Source organism: Streptomyces sp. RK62, assembly GCF_018070255.1.
Classification (GTDB): Bacteria; Actinomycetota; Actinomycetes; order Streptomycetales; family Streptomycetaceae; genus Streptomyces; species Streptomyces nigra.
Genome location: NZ_JAGPYD010000004.1, coordinates 365609 through 380718, shown reverse-complemented (window position 1 = coordinate 380718; position 15110 = coordinate 365609). Strand labels below are relative to the sequence as shown.

18 protein-coding genes and 1 pseudogene are annotated in these 15110 nt (G+C 71.4%); 16 read left to right on the top strand and 3 right to left on the bottom strand.

The window, feature by feature from the left end:
- Position 1: 1 nt before the first annotated feature.
- From KBY32_RS10605 to KBY32_RS10590, 4 genes are all read left to right on the top strand, one after another.
- Positions 2–769: a cytochrome c biogenesis CcdA family protein gene (locus tag KBY32_RS10605; protein ID WP_055622658.1), complete on the top strand. Its 768-nt coding sequence runs from the start codon at positions 2–4 to the stop codon at positions 767–769.
- A gap of 3 nt (positions 770–772) precedes the next feature.
- Positions 773–2509: a cytochrome c biogenesis protein ResB gene (locus tag KBY32_RS10600; RefSeq protein ID WP_210979710.1), complete on the top strand. Its 1737-nt coding sequence runs from the start codon at positions 773–775 to the stop codon at positions 2507–2509.
- Positions 2506–3600, top strand: coding sequence for a c-type cytochrome biogenesis protein CcsB (gene ccsB / locus KBY32_RS10595; protein WP_210979709.1), 1095 nt, complete (start codon positions 2506–2508; stop codon positions 3598–3600). Before KBY32_RS10600 ends, ccsB begins: the two co-directional genes overlap by 4 nt.
- A 62-nt stretch (positions 3601–3662) precedes the next feature.
- Positions 3663–4061 carry an SRPBCC family protein gene (locus tag KBY32_RS10590; protein ID WP_210979708.1) on the top strand — a complete coding sequence of 133 codons (399 nt, stop codon included), beginning with the start codon at positions 3663–3665 and terminating at the stop codon, positions 4059–4061.
- A gap of 16 nt (positions 4062–4077) precedes the next feature.
- On the opposite strand, the gene KBY32_RS10585 is transcribed toward KBY32_RS10590, so the two are convergent.
- Positions 4078–4527, bottom strand: coding sequence for a nucleoside deaminase (locus tag KBY32_RS10585; RefSeq protein ID WP_210979707.1), 450 nt, complete (start codon positions 4525–4527; stop codon positions 4078–4080).
- A 112-nt stretch (positions 4528–4639) separates the two neighbouring features.
- On the opposite strand from KBY32_RS10585, the pseudogene KBY32_RS10580 reads away from it, so the two are divergent.
- Both KBY32_RS10580 and KBY32_RS35645 read left to right on the top strand, forming a co-directional pair.
- Positions 4640–4936, top strand: a pseudogene (locus KBY32_RS10580) (hypothetical protein); the annotation flags it as partial.
- Positions 4937–5051: 115 nt separating this feature from the next.
- On the top strand, positions 5052–5567 hold the full coding sequence (locus tag KBY32_RS35645) for a hypothetical protein (RefSeq protein WP_210979706.1): 516 nt from the start codon (positions 5052–5054) through the stop codon (positions 5565–5567).
- Positions 5568–5582: 15 nt separating this feature from the next.
- On the opposite strand, the gene KBY32_RS10570 is transcribed toward KBY32_RS35645, so the two are convergent.
- Complete coding sequence (locus KBY32_RS10570) at positions 5583–5912, bottom strand: PLD nuclease N-terminal domain-containing protein (protein WP_055622652.1); 330 nt, start codon at positions 5910–5912, stop codon at positions 5583–5585.
- Between the two features lie 87 nt (positions 5913–5999).
- On the opposite strand from KBY32_RS10570, the gene KBY32_RS10565 reads away from it, so the two are divergent.
- Positions 6000–7451, top strand: coding sequence for a menaquinone biosynthesis decarboxylase (locus KBY32_RS10565; RefSeq protein ID WP_055622651.1), 1452 nt, complete (start codon positions 6000–6002; stop codon positions 7449–7451).
- Complete coding sequence (gene mqnP / locus KBY32_RS10560; protein WP_055622650.1) at positions 7448–8350, top strand: menaquinone biosynthesis prenyltransferase MqnP; 903 nt, start codon at positions 7448–7450, stop codon at positions 8348–8350. The genes KBY32_RS10565 and mqnP overlap by 4 nt, the downstream gene beginning before the upstream one ends.
- Positions 8351–8360: 10 nt before the next feature.
- Here mqnP and KBY32_RS10555 read toward each other — a convergent pair whose 3' ends face one another.
- Positions 8361–8975: a rhomboid family intramembrane serine protease gene (locus KBY32_RS10555; protein WP_210979705.1), complete on the bottom strand. Its 615-nt coding sequence runs from the start codon at positions 8973–8975 to the stop codon at positions 8361–8363.
- A 91-nt stretch (positions 8976–9066) separates the two neighbouring features.
- Between KBY32_RS10555 and KBY32_RS10550 the strand changes: the two genes are divergently transcribed.
- From KBY32_RS10550 to KBY32_RS10515, 8 genes are all read left to right on the top strand, one after another.
- Positions 9067–9750, top strand: coding sequence for a UbiX family flavin prenyltransferase (locus KBY32_RS10550; protein ID WP_079033680.1), 684 nt, complete (start codon positions 9067–9069; stop codon positions 9748–9750).
- A 102-nt stretch (positions 9751–9852) separates the two neighbouring features.
- Positions 9853–10308 (top strand): Lrp/AsnC family transcriptional regulator, encoded by a 456-nt coding sequence (locus tag KBY32_RS10545; RefSeq protein WP_055622647.1) that lies wholly within the window; start codon positions 9853–9855, stop codon positions 10306–10308.
- 46 nt (positions 10309–10354) lie between these two features.
- On the top strand, positions 10355–11518 hold the full coding sequence (gene mqnE / locus KBY32_RS10540; protein ID WP_055622646.1) for an aminofutalosine synthase MqnE: 1164 nt from the start codon (positions 10355–10357) through the stop codon (positions 11516–11518).
- Between the two features lie 104 nt (positions 11519–11622).
- A complete protein-coding gene (locus KBY32_RS10535; protein WP_210979704.1) occupies positions 11623–12270 on the top strand; it encodes a UdgX family uracil-DNA binding protein in 648 nt (215 codons plus the stop codon).
- Positions 12271–12286: 16 nt separating this feature from the next.
- Positions 12287–12811 carry a GNAT family N-acetyltransferase gene (locus tag KBY32_RS10530; RefSeq protein WP_115507785.1) on the top strand — a complete coding sequence of 175 codons (525 nt, stop codon included), beginning with the start codon at positions 12287–12289 and terminating at the stop codon, positions 12809–12811.
- Positions 12812–12900: 89 nt separating this feature from the next.
- On the top strand, positions 12901–13191 hold the full coding sequence (locus KBY32_RS10525) for a DUF4229 domain-containing protein (RefSeq protein WP_055622643.1): 291 nt from the start codon (positions 12901–12903) through the stop codon (positions 13189–13191).
- Positions 13192–13219: 28 nt separating this feature from the next.
- Complete coding sequence (locus KBY32_RS10520; protein ID WP_210979703.1) at positions 13220–14428, top strand: sensor histidine kinase; 1209 nt, start codon at positions 13220–13222, stop codon at positions 14426–14428.
- Positions 14425–15093 carry a response regulator transcription factor gene (locus KBY32_RS10515; protein WP_055622641.1) on the top strand — a complete coding sequence of 223 codons (669 nt, stop codon included), beginning with the start codon at positions 14425–14427 and terminating at the stop codon, positions 15091–15093. Before KBY32_RS10520 ends, KBY32_RS10515 begins: the two co-directional genes overlap by 4 nt.
- Positions 15094–15110: the final 17 nt, after the last annotated feature.

Here is a 15110-nt window from a genome sequence, read left to right as displayed (position 1 = left end):
CGTGAGCGCCCTCACCACGCTCGCCGCCGAACCGAACCAGACGGTGATGAGCGGCGCCCTGCTGATCGCGCTGCCCGTCGCCCTGCTCGGCGGCCTCGTCTCCTTCTTCTCGCCCTGCGTCCTGCCCCTGGTCCCCGGCTATCTCTCCTATGTCACCGGGGTCACCGGCACCGACCTCGCCGAGGCCCGGCGCGGCCGCATGGTCGCCGGCGCCTCCCTGTTCGTGCTCGGCTTCACCGCCGTGTTCGTCTCCGGCGGGGCGCTCTTCGGGTACTTCGGCGACAACCTCCAGGCGCACAAGGACATCCTGTCGAAGGTGCTCGGCGTCCTCATGATCGCCATGGGCGTCTTCTTCATGGGCCTGATGCCCTGGATGACCCAGCGTGAGTTCCGCTTCCACAAGCGGCCCGTGACCGGGCTGGTCGGCGCGCCCTTCCTCGGCGCCCTCTTCGGCATCGGCTGGACGCCCTGCCTCGGCCCCACCCTCACCTCCGTGATCGCGCTGTCGTACAACGAGGCGAGCGCGGGCCGCGGCGCCCTGCTCACCGTCGCCTACTGCCTCGGCCTCGGCGTCCCCTTCGTCCTGGCTGCCGTAGCCTTCCGCAAGGCGCTCGGTGCCTTCGCCTGGGTCAAGCAGCACTACGTCTGGGTCATGCGGATCGGCGGCACGATGATGATCGTGACCGGTGTCCTGCTGCTGACCGGCGCCTGGGACCGCATCGTCCAGGAGATGCAGGTCTGGTCCAACGGCTTCACTGTGGGGATCTGATCGATGAGCGACACGACCGACAAGGCCGCCCCGGCCGTCCCCGAGGGCCAGGAGCAGGACCAGGACCTCGGCGCCGCCGGCTCCCAGCTCTCCACCGCCCCCGCCGAGGACGCCCCGAACCTGCCGTCGCTCGGCGTGATCGGCTGGGCCCGCTGGTTCTGGCGGCAGCTCACCTCGATGCGGGTGGCGCTGCTGCTGCTCCTGCTGCTGTCGCTCGGCGCGATTCCCGGCTCGCTCATCCCGCAGACCGGCATCGACGAGACGAAGGTCGCGGAGTTCCGCCGTACGCACGAGACGCTCGCGCCGATCTACGACAAGCTCGGCCTCTTCCACGTCTACAGCTCGGTGTGGTTCTCGGCGATCTACATTTTGCTCTTCGTCTCCCTCATCGGCTGCATCGTCCCGCGCACCTGGCAGTTCGTCGGACAGCTGCGCGGACGGCCGCCGGGCGCGCCCAGGCGGCTCACCCGGCTGCCCGCCTACACCACCTGGCGCACCGAGGCCGCACCCGAGGAGGTCCGCGAGGCCGCGCTCGCCCTGCTGACGAAGCGCCGCTTCCGCGCCCACCGCGCCGGTGACGCCGTCGCCGCCGAGAAGGGCTATCTGCGCGAGGTCGGCAACCTCGCCTTCCACATCGCGCTGATCGTGATGCTGGTGGCGTTCGCCTGGGGCCAGCTGTTCAAGTCCGAGGGGAACAAGCTGGTCGTCGAGGGCGACGGCTTCTCCAACACGCTCACCCAGTACGACGACTTCAAGTCCGGCAGCCTCTTCTCCCAGGACGACCTGGACCCGTTCAGCTTCAGCCTGAAGGAGTTCAAGGGCACCTACGAGGCGACCGGACCCAACCGCGGCACCCCGCGCACCTACGAGGCCGACCTCACCTACAGCGCGGGCGCCGACGGCAAGGAGAAGAAGACGACCGTCAAGGTCAACGAGCCGCTGGAGATCGGCGGCTCCAAGGTCTATCTCGTCAGCCACGGCTACGCCCCCGTCATCACCGTCCGCGACGGCAAGGGCAACGAGGTCTTCCACGACGCGGTCCCCCTCCTCCCGCTCGACGGCAACGTCACCTCCACCGGCGCGATCAAGGTGATGGACGGCTACCGCGACGCCGAGGGCGAGCGCGAGCAGCTCGGCTTCCAGGCCTTCCTGCTGCCCACCTACGTCCCCGGCAACGAACTCGCCTCGCAGTTCCCCGCGCTGCTCAGCCCGGTCATGAACGTCGAGGCCTACCACGGTGATCTCGGTGTCGACTCGGGCCTCCCGCAGAGCGTGTACCAGCTGGACAAGAAGAACCTGAAGGGCTTCAAGGACGGCAAGGGCGCGCAGCTGAGGAAGAACCTGCGGCCCGGCGAGACCCTGACCCTTCCGAACGGCGCCGGCTCGATCACCTTCGAGAAGGAGATCAAGGAGTGGGCCGGCTTCCAGGTCGCCCGCCAGCCCGGCAGCGGCTGGGCGCTCGCCGGCGCCCTGGCGGCGATCTTCGGTCTGGCCGGCTCCCTGTTCATCCAGCGTCGCCGGGTCTGGGTGCGGGCCACCACCGGGGACGACGGTCTCACCGTCGTCGAGATGGCCGGCCTGGGCCGCAGCGAGTCCGCGAAGGTGCCCGAGGAGCTGGGCGAGCTCGCCGGGATCCTCTACGACCGGGCCCCCGGGGCAGCCGCCCCCGAGGACACCGACGACGCCTCCTCCGATACCCCCGACCCCCAAGCCGTACCTGCCGAAGGGGCTGAGAAGTGACTCTCGCCGCCGCAACCGATCTGGCCGCCGCCACCAACGAGAACCTGGCCAGTATCAGCAACACGCTGATCTACTCGTCGATGGCCGTCTACACCCTGGCCTTCTTCGCGTACATCGCCGAATGGCTCCTCGGCAGCCGCAGCAAGGTCGGCCGCACCGCCGCCGCGCTCACCCCGGCCAAGGCCGCCCAGGCGCCCGCCGTCACCGTGACCAAGGGCGGCTCCACGGCCGTACTGGAGCGGCCGAAGGTCGTCGTACGGGCCGCGGCCGGACAGCGCGACGTGCCGGACGGGCCCGGCGCGCACGGCGGGGACGAGCAGGGCGACCTCTACGGGCGTATCGCCATCTCGCTCACCGTCCTCGCCTTCCTCGTCGAGTTCGGCGGAGTGGTCACGCGGGCCCTGTCGGTGCAGCGGGCGCCGTGGGGCAACATGTACGAGTTCAACATCACCTTCTCCACCGTCGCCGTCGGCGTGTACCTGGGGCTGCTGGCGCTGAAGAAGAACGTGCGATGGCTCGGGCTGTTCCTGATCACCACGGTCCTCCTCGATCTCGGCCTCGCCGTCACTGTCTTGTACACCGCCAGTGACCAGTTGGTTCCCGCCCTTCACTCGTACTGGCTGTACATCCACGTCTCCACGGCGATCTTCTGCGGCGCGGTGTTCTACGTCGGCGCGGTCTCCACGCTGCTGTACCTGTTCAAGGACGGGTACGAGACCAAGCTCGCGAACGGCGGCACCCCCGGCCGCTTCGCGAACTCCGTCCTGGACCGGCTGCCGTCCTCGGCGTCCCTGGACAAGTTCTCGTACCGCGTGAACGCGGCCGTCTTCCCGCTGTGGACGTTCACGATCATCGCGGGCGCGATCTGGGCGGGCGACGCCTGGGGCCGCTACTGGGGCTGGGACCCGAAGGAGACCTGGTCCTTCATCACCTGGGTCGCCTACGCCTGCTATCTGCACGCCCGCGCCACCGCCGGCTGGAAGGGCCGCAAGGCCGCCTACCTGGCTCTGATCGCCTTCGGCTGCTGGCTCTTCAACTACTACGGCGTCAACATCTTCGTCTCCGGCAAGCACTCCTACGCCGGCGTCTGAGCCGACGCGGGCCCGCGCCGCCCAGGGGTGCGGGCCGGGTCCGGCGGGGTCAGGCTGGTGTCATGACCGGTTCGATAGAACAGGGCACCAGCCAGACCCACGGGAACACGCACATCCTGCACTTCCTGGTGCGGCTGCCCCGTCCGATGGCCGCCGTCTGGCCCTATCTGGCGACGGCCGACGGCCTCGCGTCCTGGTGCACCCCGGTCGACTCGCTCGAACCCCGGCTCGGCGGCACCGTCGGCCTGGGCGAGCTGGGCAGCGGGCGGATCACCGCCTGGGACGTGGACCGGGTCGCCGAGTACACGGGCGACCGGGGCCGCGTCCGCTTCCACCTGGAACGCGACGGCGAGGACGGGGCCGCGCTGCGTTTCACCCACGAGTTCCAGGGCGAGGCCGAGACGGAGCAGCGCTGGCGCTCCCGCTTCGAGAAGCTGATCGCACGCCTGAAACACGCCTAGCCGTCCGTCCGGCGTCTCACTCCCCGATGTCCTCGTTCCACAGGTCGGGATGACGGGCGACGAAGTCACGCATCAGTGCCACGCACTCGGGATCGTCGAGCAGCAGGATCTCCACGCCGTGCTCGGCCAGCCACTCGTGTCCGCCCGAGAACGTGATCGCCTCGCCGATCACCACCCGCCCGATGCCGAACTGCCGGACCAGCCCCGAGCAGTACCAGCACGGCGAGAGCGTCGTCACCATCGTCGTGCCCCGGTACGACCGCTGCCGGCCCGCCGCCCGGAACGCGGCCGTCTCCGCGTGCAGCGAGGGGTCGCCGTCCTGCACCCGCCGGTTGTTGCCCTGCCCGAGCAGCGTCCCGTCCGCCCCGTACAGGGCGGCCCCGATGGGGATGCCGCCCTCGGCGAGGCCGGCCCGCGCCTGCGCGAGCGCGGTCCCGAGCCACCGCCGTGCCAGTCCCTGATCCATCCCCACACTGTCCTGTGCCCGGGCCCACCCGGCAACGGCACGAAAATCCCGCGCCCCCGCGCCCGGCCCGCGGCTACGCTCACGTCCGTTCCCGCGGAGAGGAGCGGCAGCCGTGCGCCCCCTGCTCTACCTCGACGTCGACGGCCCGCTGAACCCGTACGCCGCCAAGCCCCACCGCCGGCCGGACGGCTACACGACGCACCGGATGAAGCCCGAGAGCTGGGTCGCCCGGCACCGCTACACGCCGCCCCACCGGGTGAAGCCCCTGCGGGTGTGGCTGCACCCCGGGCACGGGCCCCGGCTGCGGGAGCTGGCCGAGCGGTACGAGCTGGTGTGGGCGACCACCTGGGGCGCCGAGGCGAACACCTTCATAGCGCCCGTCCTCGGGCTGCGGGAGGCGGACTTCGTGGCTCTGGGTGTCTTCGCCGGAGGGTGACCAGGTAATTCGGTGGCGTGGGCCCGGGCGGCGGTATTGGGTGGCGGGGCCCGGGTCGTCGTACGGACGCCGGGGGTGAGGAGTGTTCGTGGGGCGGATGGGGCGGGGCTGGCGGGTGGCCGAACTGCGGCAGCGGGGCGGGGTGCTGGCGGCCTTCGTGGCCGCGTGCTGCGAGGACGAGAAGCGGGCGCGCGCGGCGCGGAGGCTGGGCGCGCGGCTGGCCGGGTTCGCACCGGCCGACCGGACGGCCGCCGAGGAGGCCGTGGCGACGCTGGAGCGGTGGGCCGACGACCTAGCCGACCACCCGTACCGTCCCGTAGAGCCCCGGCCCGACGAGGCCGACCGGCAGACGCGCGACCACTACAAGGACATCCAGCAGGAGCGGCTGACGGTCGCGGCCCGGGACTGGAGGAAGGGGGCGCGGCTCTCCCTCGACGTGTACCTCTCGCAGCTGAGCCGAGCACGCGGGCTCGATCCGCGGGTCCTGGAGGACGCGTACTACCTCTACGGGCGCGGCACGATGGCCCTGGACCTCGGCGACCGGGCCACCGCGGTACGCGAGGCGGGCCGGCTGCGGAAGCTGCGGGACGCCTACGCCTGGTAGCGCGTCCCGCCCCGGTCAGGGCTCGTCGCGGCGGGTGCCGTCCTCGTCCTCGTCCGGGGACTTCTTGTCCTCGCCCAGCGACTTCAGGAAGTCCGGGTTGTCGTCGGGCGCCACCCACTGCCGGCGTCCGCGGTCCCGCACGCCCGACCAGCCCTCGGCGGCCGGGCGGCGCTTCTTGCCCGCCAGCAGCCACGAGATCGAGCCGACCAGCGGGAAGACGAGCACGAGGATCGCCCACAGCGGCTTGGGCATGTGGCGGATGTCCTCCTCCTTCGTGCTGATGCAGTCGATGAACGCGTACACGCTCAGCGCCAGTGGCACGAGGAACATCAGCACCCGGAGCATGGGCCCTCTCCAGTGGAACGGTCGTCGGGCCGGGGGCACGGCCCCCGGGTTCCAGGCCAGGGTAGCCGCTCGGGGATACTTGACCCCATGGCTTACGACGATCTTCGATCCCTGCTCCGCGCCCTGGAGCGGGAAGGCGACCTCAAGCGCGTGAAGGCGGAGGTCGATCCGTACCTGGAGGTCGGGGAGATCGTCGACCGGGTGCAGAAGTCCGGCGGCCCCGCCCTGCTCTTCGAGAACGTGAAGGGCTCCGACATGCCCCTCGCGATGAACGTCTTCGGCACGGACCGGCGCCTGCTGAAGGCCCTGGGGCTGAAGTCGTACGCCGACATCTCGGACAAGATCGGCGGGCTGCTCAAGCCCGAGCTGCCGCACGGGTTCGTCGGGGTCCGCGAGGCCTTCGGCAAGCTCGGCGCGATGACCCACGTCCCGCCGAAGAAGGTCAAGGACGGCCCCGTCCAGGAGGTCGTGCTCACCGGCGACGACGTCGACCTGGACCGGCTGCCCGCGCTCTTCACCTGGCCCAAGGACGGCGGCTCCTTCTTCAACCTGGGCCTGACGCACACCAAGGACCCCGAGACGGGCGTCCGCAACCTCGGTCTGTACCGCCTCCAGCGCCACGACAAGCGCACCATCGGCATGCACTGGCAGATCCACAAGGACAGCCGCAACCACTACCAGGTGGCGGCCCGCAGGGGCGAGCGGCTGCCCGTCGCGATCGCCTTCGGCTGCCCGCCCGCCGTCAGCTACGCCTCCACCGCCCCGCTGCCCGGCGACATCGACGAGTACCTGTTCGCCGGGTTCCTCGCGGGCAAGCGGATCGAGATGGTCGACTGCAAGACCGTTCCGCTCCAGGTCCCCGCGCAGGCCGAGGTCGTGATCGAGGGCTGGCTGGAGCCCGGCGAGATGCTCCCGGAGGGCCCCTTCGGCGACCACACCGGCTTCTACACGCCGCAGGAGCCGTTCCCGGCGCTCACCATCGACTGCGTCACCATGCGCAAGCGCCCGCTGCTCCAGTCCATCGTGGTGGGCCGGCCGCCCACCGAGGACGGGCCGCTGGGCCGGGCGACGGAACGCTTCTTCCTGCCCCTGCTGAAGATCATCGTGCCGGACATCGTGGACTACCACCTGCCCGAGGCCGGAGGCTTCCACAACTGCGCGATCGTCTCGATCGACAAGAAGTACCCCAAGCACGCGCAGAAGGTCATGCACGCGGTCTGGGGCGCCCACATGATGTCCCTGACCAAGCTGATCGTGGTCGTCGACTCCGACTGCGACGTCCACGATCTGCACGAGGTCGCCTGGCGGGCCCTCGGCAACACCGACTACGCCCGGGACCTCACGGTCGTCGAAGGCCCCGTCGACCATCTCGACCACGCCTCCTACCAGCAGTTCTGGGGCGGCAAGGCCGGCATCGACGCCACCCGCAAGTGGCCCGAGGAGGGCTACACCCGCGACGGCGGCTGGCCGGACATGGTGGAGTCCGACCCGGAGACGGCGGCGAAGGTCGACCGCCGCTGGAAGGAGTACGGCCTGTGAGCAGCGCCTCCGCCGCGATCCCGCAGCCCGGACGGACCAAGGCGTTCCTGCGCCTGGTCATGATCGAGCACTCGGTGTTCGCGCTGCCCTTCGCCTACATCGCCGCGCTCACCGCGATGTTCGAGTGGGACCGGAACATCCACTGGGGCCGGCTGCTCCTGGTGACGATCTGCATGGTCGGGCTGCGCACCTTCGCGATGGCCGTGAACCGGATCATCGACCGCGAGATCGACGCCCGCAATCCGCGCACCGCGCACCGTGAACTGGTCACGGGTGCGATGTCGGTGCGGCACGCGTGGACCGGCGCCCTGATCGCCCTCGTCGTCTTCCTGGGCTCGGCCGCGCTGCTGAACCCGCTGTGCCTGGCGCTCGCCCCCATCGCGGTCGTGCCGATGGTGGTCTACCCCTACGGCAAGCGGTTCACGAACTTCCCGCAGGCCATCCTGGGTCTCGCCCAGGCGATGGGCCCGGTCGGCGGCTGGCTGGCCATCACCGGCACCTGGTCGTGGGACGCGGTGATCCTGGGTCTCGCCGTCGGCGTCTGGATCGGCGGCTTCGACCTCATCTACGCCTGCCAGGACGTGGAGACCGACCGGGAGATCGGCGTCCGCTCGGTCCCGGCGCGCTTCGGCATCCCGGCGGCCATCTGGGGCGCCCGCGTCTGCCACACCGTCACCACCGCCCTCTTCGTCTGGTACGGGGTCGCGACCGGCGCCGGCGTCTTCTTCTGGCTGGGTGTGCTGATCGTGGCCGCTGCCTTCGTCTACGAGCACACCATCGTGCGCCCGCACGACCTGTCCCGGCTGAACCGGGCGTTCTTCAGCGTCAACGGGTTCATCGGGATCGCGCTCTTCGTGTGCGCGCTGCTGGATCTGCTCGTGCGCGGACTGACCGTCTGACCCGGCGGGGTCAGACCGGCAGCTCACGGGGGCCGGTGTCCCGGCGGCGCAGCACGAACGCCGCCACCACACCGGCCACCAGCCCCACCAGATGCCCCTGCCAGCTGACGCCGGACTGGGTCGGGGCGAGCCCCGCCAGCATGGAGCCGCCCCAGACGGCGGCCACCAGGACACCGACCAGCACACCGAGCGGGCGGCGCTCCACGAAGCCCGTGACCAGCAGGAAGCCGAACAGGCCGAAGATCAGGCCGGAGGCGCCCGCCGTATTGCTGCCGGACGGCGATATCAGCCACACGCCCAGCCCGTCGGCGACCACGACCAGCGCGCACACCGCGAGGAACCGGCGTATGCCGCCGAGCGCGGCGAGGAAGCCCAGGACCAGCAACGGCACGGTGTTCGCCGCGACATGGGCGAAGCCGAAGTGCGTGAACGCCGCCGGGACGACGTCCACCAGCTCGGACGGGGTGCGCGGGACGATCCCGAAGCCGTCCAGCGCGTGACCGCTCACCACGTCGGCGAGCTCCAGCAGCCACAGCAGCGCCACCCAGCCCAGCATCAGCTTGGCCGCGGTCAGTGCGCGCTCCCCGCGCGACCCCGCGCGCAGCGCGTCCCGCACATCCGACATGGCGATCCCACCGTCCGACTCGTCCCCGAACGAGAACGCCTGGGCCCCCTTGGTCGGTTCCCACCCCGTGCCGCCGGATAGGCTCGGTGTCGTGAACCCAGCCAAGCCAGGAGAGACAGCCCGAACGCCTTGGATCGTAGGGGTGTCCGGCGCTTCCGGCACCCCATACGCCGCCGCGGTGCTGCGCGCGCTCCTCGACGCCGGGGAGAGCGTCGACCTGGTGGTCAGCCGGGCCTCGCGGCTCACCCTGCTCGACGAGACCGGGATCTCCTTCCGGGACGCCCACTGGCGCGACGACCTGCGCGAATGGCTCGCACGTGGCGCCGACGGCAAGCCCGGCACCTTCGAGACGGACCTCACGGACGTGCGGTACTGGCCGGCCGGGGACCTGGCGGCGGGACCGTCCTCCGGGTCGTACGCCACCAAGGGCATGCTCATCGTGCCCGCCTCGACGGCCTGTGTGGCCGGGGTCGCGCTCGGGCTCTCCAAGGACCTGCTCCAGCGGGCCGCGAGCGTCACCTTGAAGGAGGGCCGCCGGCTCGTCGTCGCCGTTCGGGAGACCCCTTTGAACGGGCAGACGCTGCGGCATCTCGTCACCCTGGACGACGCGGGCGCCATCGTCGTGCCCGCCTCGCCCGCCTTCTACGCGGGGGCCACGCACATCCAGGACCTGGTGGACTTCGTGGCCGGACGCGTCCTGGACGCGGCGGGGGTCCGGCACCGGCTCTACCGCCGGTGGAAGGGCGAACTCGGCGGGGGCGCCCGCCCCGCCTGAGCGGCCCGCCCCGCATCACGCGCCGGCGGCCGTGCTCATCACTTCGGGCAGCAGCAGACCAGCAAGCACGTCAGACCTCTTCAGCGGAAGGCTTCGAATCGCATGGACGCGGTGGACAGGCAGCTCATCCAGGCCCTGAGGGAGAACGGCCGGGCCTCCTACGCGGAGCTGGGGCGCCTCGTCGGGCTGTCGGGACCCAGCGTCACCGACCGCATCAACCGGCTGGAGGCGGCCGGTGTCATCACGGGTTACCGCGCCACCGTCGACGCCGCCTCGCTCGGCCTCGGCGTCACCGCCCTGATCGGCATCTCGCTGACGGACGCCACCGACCACGAGGACGTGGCGGGGCGGCTCAAGGACCTCTCCGAGATCGAGGACTGCTGGTTCATCGCCGGCGACGACTCGTACATGCTCAAGGTGCGGGCGACCGACGTGGACGGCCTGGAGAAGATCATCCGACGGCTCAGCGGGATCGAGGGCGTCTCCCGGACCCGTACCACCATCGTGCTCTCCACGAAGTGGGAGAACAGGGTCGGAGAGCTGCCCGAAGAGGTCTGAGGGCACAGGCGTAACGTGGGGGCGAGCTTCGTGGAAAGGTGTTGGCATGGACGTCGGGCTCAAGCGCGAGCTGGAGGAGAAGGTCCGCTCCGGTGAGCGGCTGTCCCGCGAGGACGGCATCGCGCTGTACGAGTCGGACGACCTGGCGTGGCTCGGCGGCCTCGCCCACGAGGTGCGCACCCGCAAGAACGGCGACGTCGTGCACTTCAACGTCAACCGGCACCTGAACATGACGAACGTGTGCACGGCCTCCTGCGCGTACTGCTCCTTCCAGCGCAAGCCGGGGGAGAAGGACGCGTACACGATGCGCATCGAGGAGGCGGTGAAGCTCGCCAAGGAGATGGAGTCGGAGAACCTGACCGAGCTCCACATCGTCAACGGGCTGCACCCCAACCTGCCGTGGCGCTACTACCCGCGCTCGCTGCGGGAGCTGAAGGCCGCGCTGCCGGACGTGTCGCTGAAGGCGTTCACGGCCACGGAGATCCACCACTTCGAGACCATCTCGGGGCTGTCCGCCTCCGAGATCCTCGACGAGCTGATCGACGCCGGTCTGGAGTCGCTGACCGGCGGTGGCGCCGAGATCTTCGACTGGGAGGTCCGCCGGCACATCGTGGACCACCGCACCCACTGGGAGGACTGGTCCCGGATCCACCGCCTGGCGCACGAGAAGGGCCTGAAGACCCCGTGCACCATGCTGTACGGGCACATCGAGGAGCCCCGCCACCGCGTCGACCATGTTCTGCGGCTGCGCGAACTGCAGGACGAGACCGGCGGGTTCCAGGTCTTCATCCCGCTGCGCTACCAGCACGACTTCGTGGACATGAAGGACGGCAAGGTCCGCAACCGCCTCCAGGCGCGGACGACGATGGCGACCGGCGCGGAGGCCCTGAAGACCTTCGCTGTCTCCCGGCTGCTGTTCGACAACGTCCCGCATGTGAAGGTCTTCTGGGTCATGCACGGCGTGCAGACCGCCCAGCTGGCCCTCCAGCACGGCGCGGACGACATGGACGGCTCGGTCGTCGAGTACAAGATCACGCACGACGCGGACAGCTTCGGCACACCGAACAAGCTGACCCGCGACGATCTGCTGGACCTGATCCGGGACGCCGGCTTCCGCCCGGTCGAGCGCAACACGCGCTACGAGATCATCCGCGAGTTCGACGGCCCGGACCCGCTGCGCCGGGAGTCGCCGCAGCCGATGAGGATCTGACCGGTCGCCCGGCGGGCGCGGGTCCGCGGGGGCTGTGCGCGCAGTTCCCCGCGCCCCTGAGGGGTAGCAGTTCCCCGCGCCCCTGAAGGGGTACTCGCCGCCGTATGGCGGTGAAGGCGCCCGAGGACGGCTATACGGCGGAGCCCTTCGTCCCCGAGCGGGGCGGGCTGCCCGCCCTGCGGCGGGCGGCCGCCGGATGCCGGGGCTGTCCGCTGCATCGCGACGCCACCCAGACGGTCTTCGGCGCCGGTGACGCCGACGCGCGCGTGATGCTCGTCGGTGAGCAGCCCGGCGACCAGGAGGACCGGCAGGGCAGGCCCTTCGTCGGCCCCGCCGGGAAGCTCCTCGACCGGGCGCTCGCCGAGGCCGGGATCGACCCGGGCGAGGCGTATGTCACCAACGCGGTCAAGCACTTCAAGTTCACCCGCGCCGAGCCGGGCAAGCGCCGTATCCACAAGGCGCCGACGCTGCGGGAGATGACGGCGTGCGGGCCGTGGCTGGCCGCCGAACTGGCCGTCGTGGAGCCGGAGCTGATCGTGCTGCTGGGCGCGAGCGCCGGGAAGGCGCTGCTCGGCTCGTCGTTCCGGGTCACGCAGGTGCGCGGGACCGTGCTGGAGGAGGAGATCCACGGGCGCAGGGAACGGCTGGTGCCCACCGTCCACCCGTCGTCCGTGCTGCGCGCGGACGATCGGGAGTCGGCCTACGCCGGGCTCCTTTCCGATCTGAAAGTGGCGGCGCGCCTGCTGGCGTAAGGGTTACGATGCTCGGGTGTCCCTTACTTTCACCCTGGATCCCGCCGTCACGGCCGAACTGCGCGACGGCATCCTCGACCTGTGGACCGACGTCTCCAACGCGGGCGGCTCCGTCGGGTTCGTGCCGCCGGTGACGACCGAGGCGGTGCGGCCGGAGCTGGTCAAGCACCTGGTCGCGATGGCGGAGGGCCGTACCCGGCTGCTCGTCGGGCACGACGAGGACGGCCGGATCGCCGCGGCCGCCTTCCTCACCCACAACACGCACCGGCTGATGACGCACTGGCTGTGGCTCTACACCGTGATGGTGCACCCCCGCCACCAGGGCAAGGGTTACGGCCGCGACCTGCTCGCCGCCGCCGAGGACGCCGCCCGCGGCCTCGACGGCATCGAGGCGATCCGGCTCACCTGCCGGGGCGGCCTCGGCCTGGAGCGGTTCTACGGCTCCTGCGGCTACAAGGAGGTCGGCCGCGTCCCCGGCGCGATCCGCGTCGCGCCCGGCGACGACCGCGACGACATCATCATGCTGCTGCCGCTCGGCTGAGGGCCCCCTGCAAGATCGGGACCCGGACGTGCTTCACTGGACGATGCCCTTTGGGAATGTTCGTACCGTTGACGGAAGAGTGGATTGAGATGCTCCGCTACACGCTGATGCGCCTCGGGGTCTTCGTGGGCTGCTTCGTGGTCGTCTGGGGCCTCGTCTACACCGGCATCGTCCCGCGCGGCTTCGGCGCCTCCAACGGCATCTGGATGATCCTGCTCGCCCTGCTGCTCTCGGCGCCGATCAGCTTCGTCGTCCTGCGCAAGGAACGCGACCGCGCCTCCGCCGGGATCGTGCAGCGGGTCGACCGGATGAAGTCGAACCTGGAGGCCAGCCGCAGCCAGGAGGACGACGTCGACGACGCCGCCCGGGCGCAGGGCTGAGCAATGCCCTCGCGGCCCTGAGCGCGTCATGACCGCCACGGACACCGGCCTCCCGTTACCGCGCACCGCGCGGTGGCGGGAGGCCGCGGTCGTGGCGGCGGCGTGCGTGCTGTGTCTGCTCGGCGGCACGATCCGGGTCGACGACACGCTCACCGCGCCGCCCGCCGCCGCCTACCTCGTCGCCCTGGCGTCCTGCGCGGTGCTGCCGGTGCGGCGCCGGGCGCCCCTCGCCGCGCTGGCGGGCACCACCGCCGTGGGCGTGCTGGTGCAGCCCCTGGGGTTGCTGCTCACCCCGCCCATCGTGGCCCCCGCCCTGATCGCCGCCTACGCCTGGGTGCTCACCGCCCCCACGGAACGGCGCGCGGCGGGCGCCGTCTCCCTCGCCGGCGCCGCGCTGCTGCTCGCCACCGCGCCCCTCACCGGGGAGCTGTCGTGGAAGGACGCCGGCAGGATGGGGGTGGTCGGGGCGTCCCCGCTGGTGGCCGGGGTCGTCGCGCAGGCGGTGCGTCACCGGCGGGCGTATCTCGCGGCCGTGGAGGAGCGGGCGGCGCGCGCCGAGGAGAGCCGGGAGGCCGAGGCGCGCCGCCGGGTGGCCGAGGAACGGGTGCGGATCGCACGGGAGTTGCACGACCTCGTCGCCCACCAGATCACCCTGGCCAACGCGCAGGCCCAGGTCGCCGCCCAGTTCTTCGACACCCGCCCGGACCAGTCGCGCACCAGCCTGCGGGACGTCGTCGCGACCACCGGTCAGGCCCTCGACGAACTGCGCGCCACGGTCGGCCTGCTGCGCCAGACCGGCGACACCGCCGAGCCCGCCGAACCGGCCCCCGGCCTGGACCGACTCCCGGAGCTGCTCGACACCTTCCGCCGGGCCGGTCTGGAGGTGGCCGTGCGTCAGGAGGGCAAGGCACGCCCGCTGCCGCCCGGCGTGGACCTCACCGCGTACCGCATCGTGCAGGAGGCGCTGACCAACGTGACGAAGCACGCCCGCACCGGCAGGGCCCGGATCGCCCTCACCTGGCACCGCGACCGCGTGACGGTCACCGTCGCCGACGACGGACCGGGCGGGGGCGGGGCGCCGGAACGGCCGCCCGGGTACGGCCTGATCGGGATGCGGGAGCGGGCCACGGCGGTCGGGGGTGATCTCTCGGCGGGGCGGCGTCCCGAGGGTGGCTTCCTCGTCACCGCCCGGCTTCCGGTTCCGCGCGGCTCCGGTGACGACGGGGGTGCCGCATGACGTACCGGGTGCTGCTCGCCGACGACCAGGCGCTGCTGCGCGGTGCCTTCCGGATGCTGCTGGAGAGCGCCGGTGACATCACCGTGGCCGGCGAGGCCGGTGACGGGCGGGAGGCGGTGCGGCTCGCCCGTGAACTGCGCCCGGACGTCGTCGTCATGGACATCCGGATGCCCGAGGTGGACGGCCTCGCCGCCACGGCGGAGATCTGCGCCGACCCGGATCTGCGCGACACCCGCGTCCTGATCCTCACCACCTACGAGACCGACGAGCACGTGGCCCGGGCGCTGCGCGCGGGCGCCGGCGGGTTCATCGGCAAGGGCATCGGCGCGGAGGAACTCGCGGACGCCGTACGGACGATCGCCGCGGGGGACACCCTGCTGTCCCCCGCGGCGACACGCTCCCTGGTCGCCCGGTTCCTGGCCACCCCGGACGACCCGCCGGCGGGCGAGTCGGAGCGGCTGGCCCTGCTCACCCCGCGCGAGCGCGAGATGGTCGCCCTGGTCGCGACCGGCCTGTCCAACCAGGAGATCGCCGAGCGGATGTTCCTCAGCCCCTTCACCGTGCGCGCCCATGTGCAGCGGGCCATGACCAAGCTGGAAGCGCGCGACCGGGCCCAGCTCGTCGTCGTCGCCTACCGGACGGGCCTGGCCCGGGTCACGCCCTAAGGGCTGTCCCGTGATTC

What these genes read in the sequence shown, in the direction of transcription:
- KBY32_RS10585 (WP_210979707.1), bottom strand. Translation starts at nt 4,527, where the DNA reads ATGGATCAGGGACTGGCACGGCGGTGGCTCGGGACCGCGCTCGCGCAG.
- KBY32_RS10525 (WP_055622643.1), top strand. Translation starts at nt 12,901, where the DNA reads ATGCTCCGCTACACGCTGATGCGCCTCGGGGTCTTCGTGGGCTGCTTC.
- KBY32_RS10565 (WP_055622651.1), top strand. Translation starts at nt 6,000, where the DNA reads ATGGCTTACGACGATCTTCGATCCCTGCTCCGCGCCCTGGAGCGGGAA.
- KBY32_RS10515 (WP_055622641.1), top strand. Translation starts at nt 14,425, where the DNA reads ATGACGTACCGGGTGCTGCTCGCCGACGACCAGGCGCTGCTGCGCGGT.
- KBY32_RS10600 (WP_210979710.1), top strand. Translation starts at nt 773, where the DNA reads ATGAGCGACACGACCGACAAGGCCGCCCCGGCCGTCCCCGAGGGCCAG.
- KBY32_RS10555 (WP_210979705.1), bottom strand. Translation starts at nt 8,975, where the DNA reads ATGTCGGATGTGCGGGACGCGCTGCGCGCGGGGTCGCGCGGGGAGCGC.
- KBY32_RS10520 (WP_210979703.1), top strand. Translation starts at nt 13,220, where the DNA reads ATGACCGCCACGGACACCGGCCTCCCGTTACCGCGCACCGCGCGGTGG.
- KBY32_RS10535 (WP_210979704.1), top strand. Translation starts at nt 11,623, where the DNA reads ATGGCGGTGAAGGCGCCCGAGGACGGCTATACGGCGGAGCCCTTCGTC.
- mqnE (WP_055622646.1), top strand. Translation starts at nt 10,355, where the DNA reads ATGGACGTCGGGCTCAAGCGCGAGCTGGAGGAGAAGGTCCGCTCCGGT.
- KBY32_RS10590 (WP_210979708.1), top strand. Translation starts at nt 3,663, where the DNA reads ATGACCGGTTCGATAGAACAGGGCACCAGCCAGACCCACGGGAACACG.
- KBY32_RS10545 (WP_055622647.1), top strand. Translation starts at nt 9,853, where the DNA reads ATGGACGCGGTGGACAGGCAGCTCATCCAGGCCCTGAGGGAGAACGGC.
- KBY32_RS10570 (WP_055622652.1), bottom strand. Translation starts at nt 5,912, where the DNA reads ATGCTCCGGGTGCTGATGTTCCTCGTGCCACTGGCGCTGAGCGTGTAC.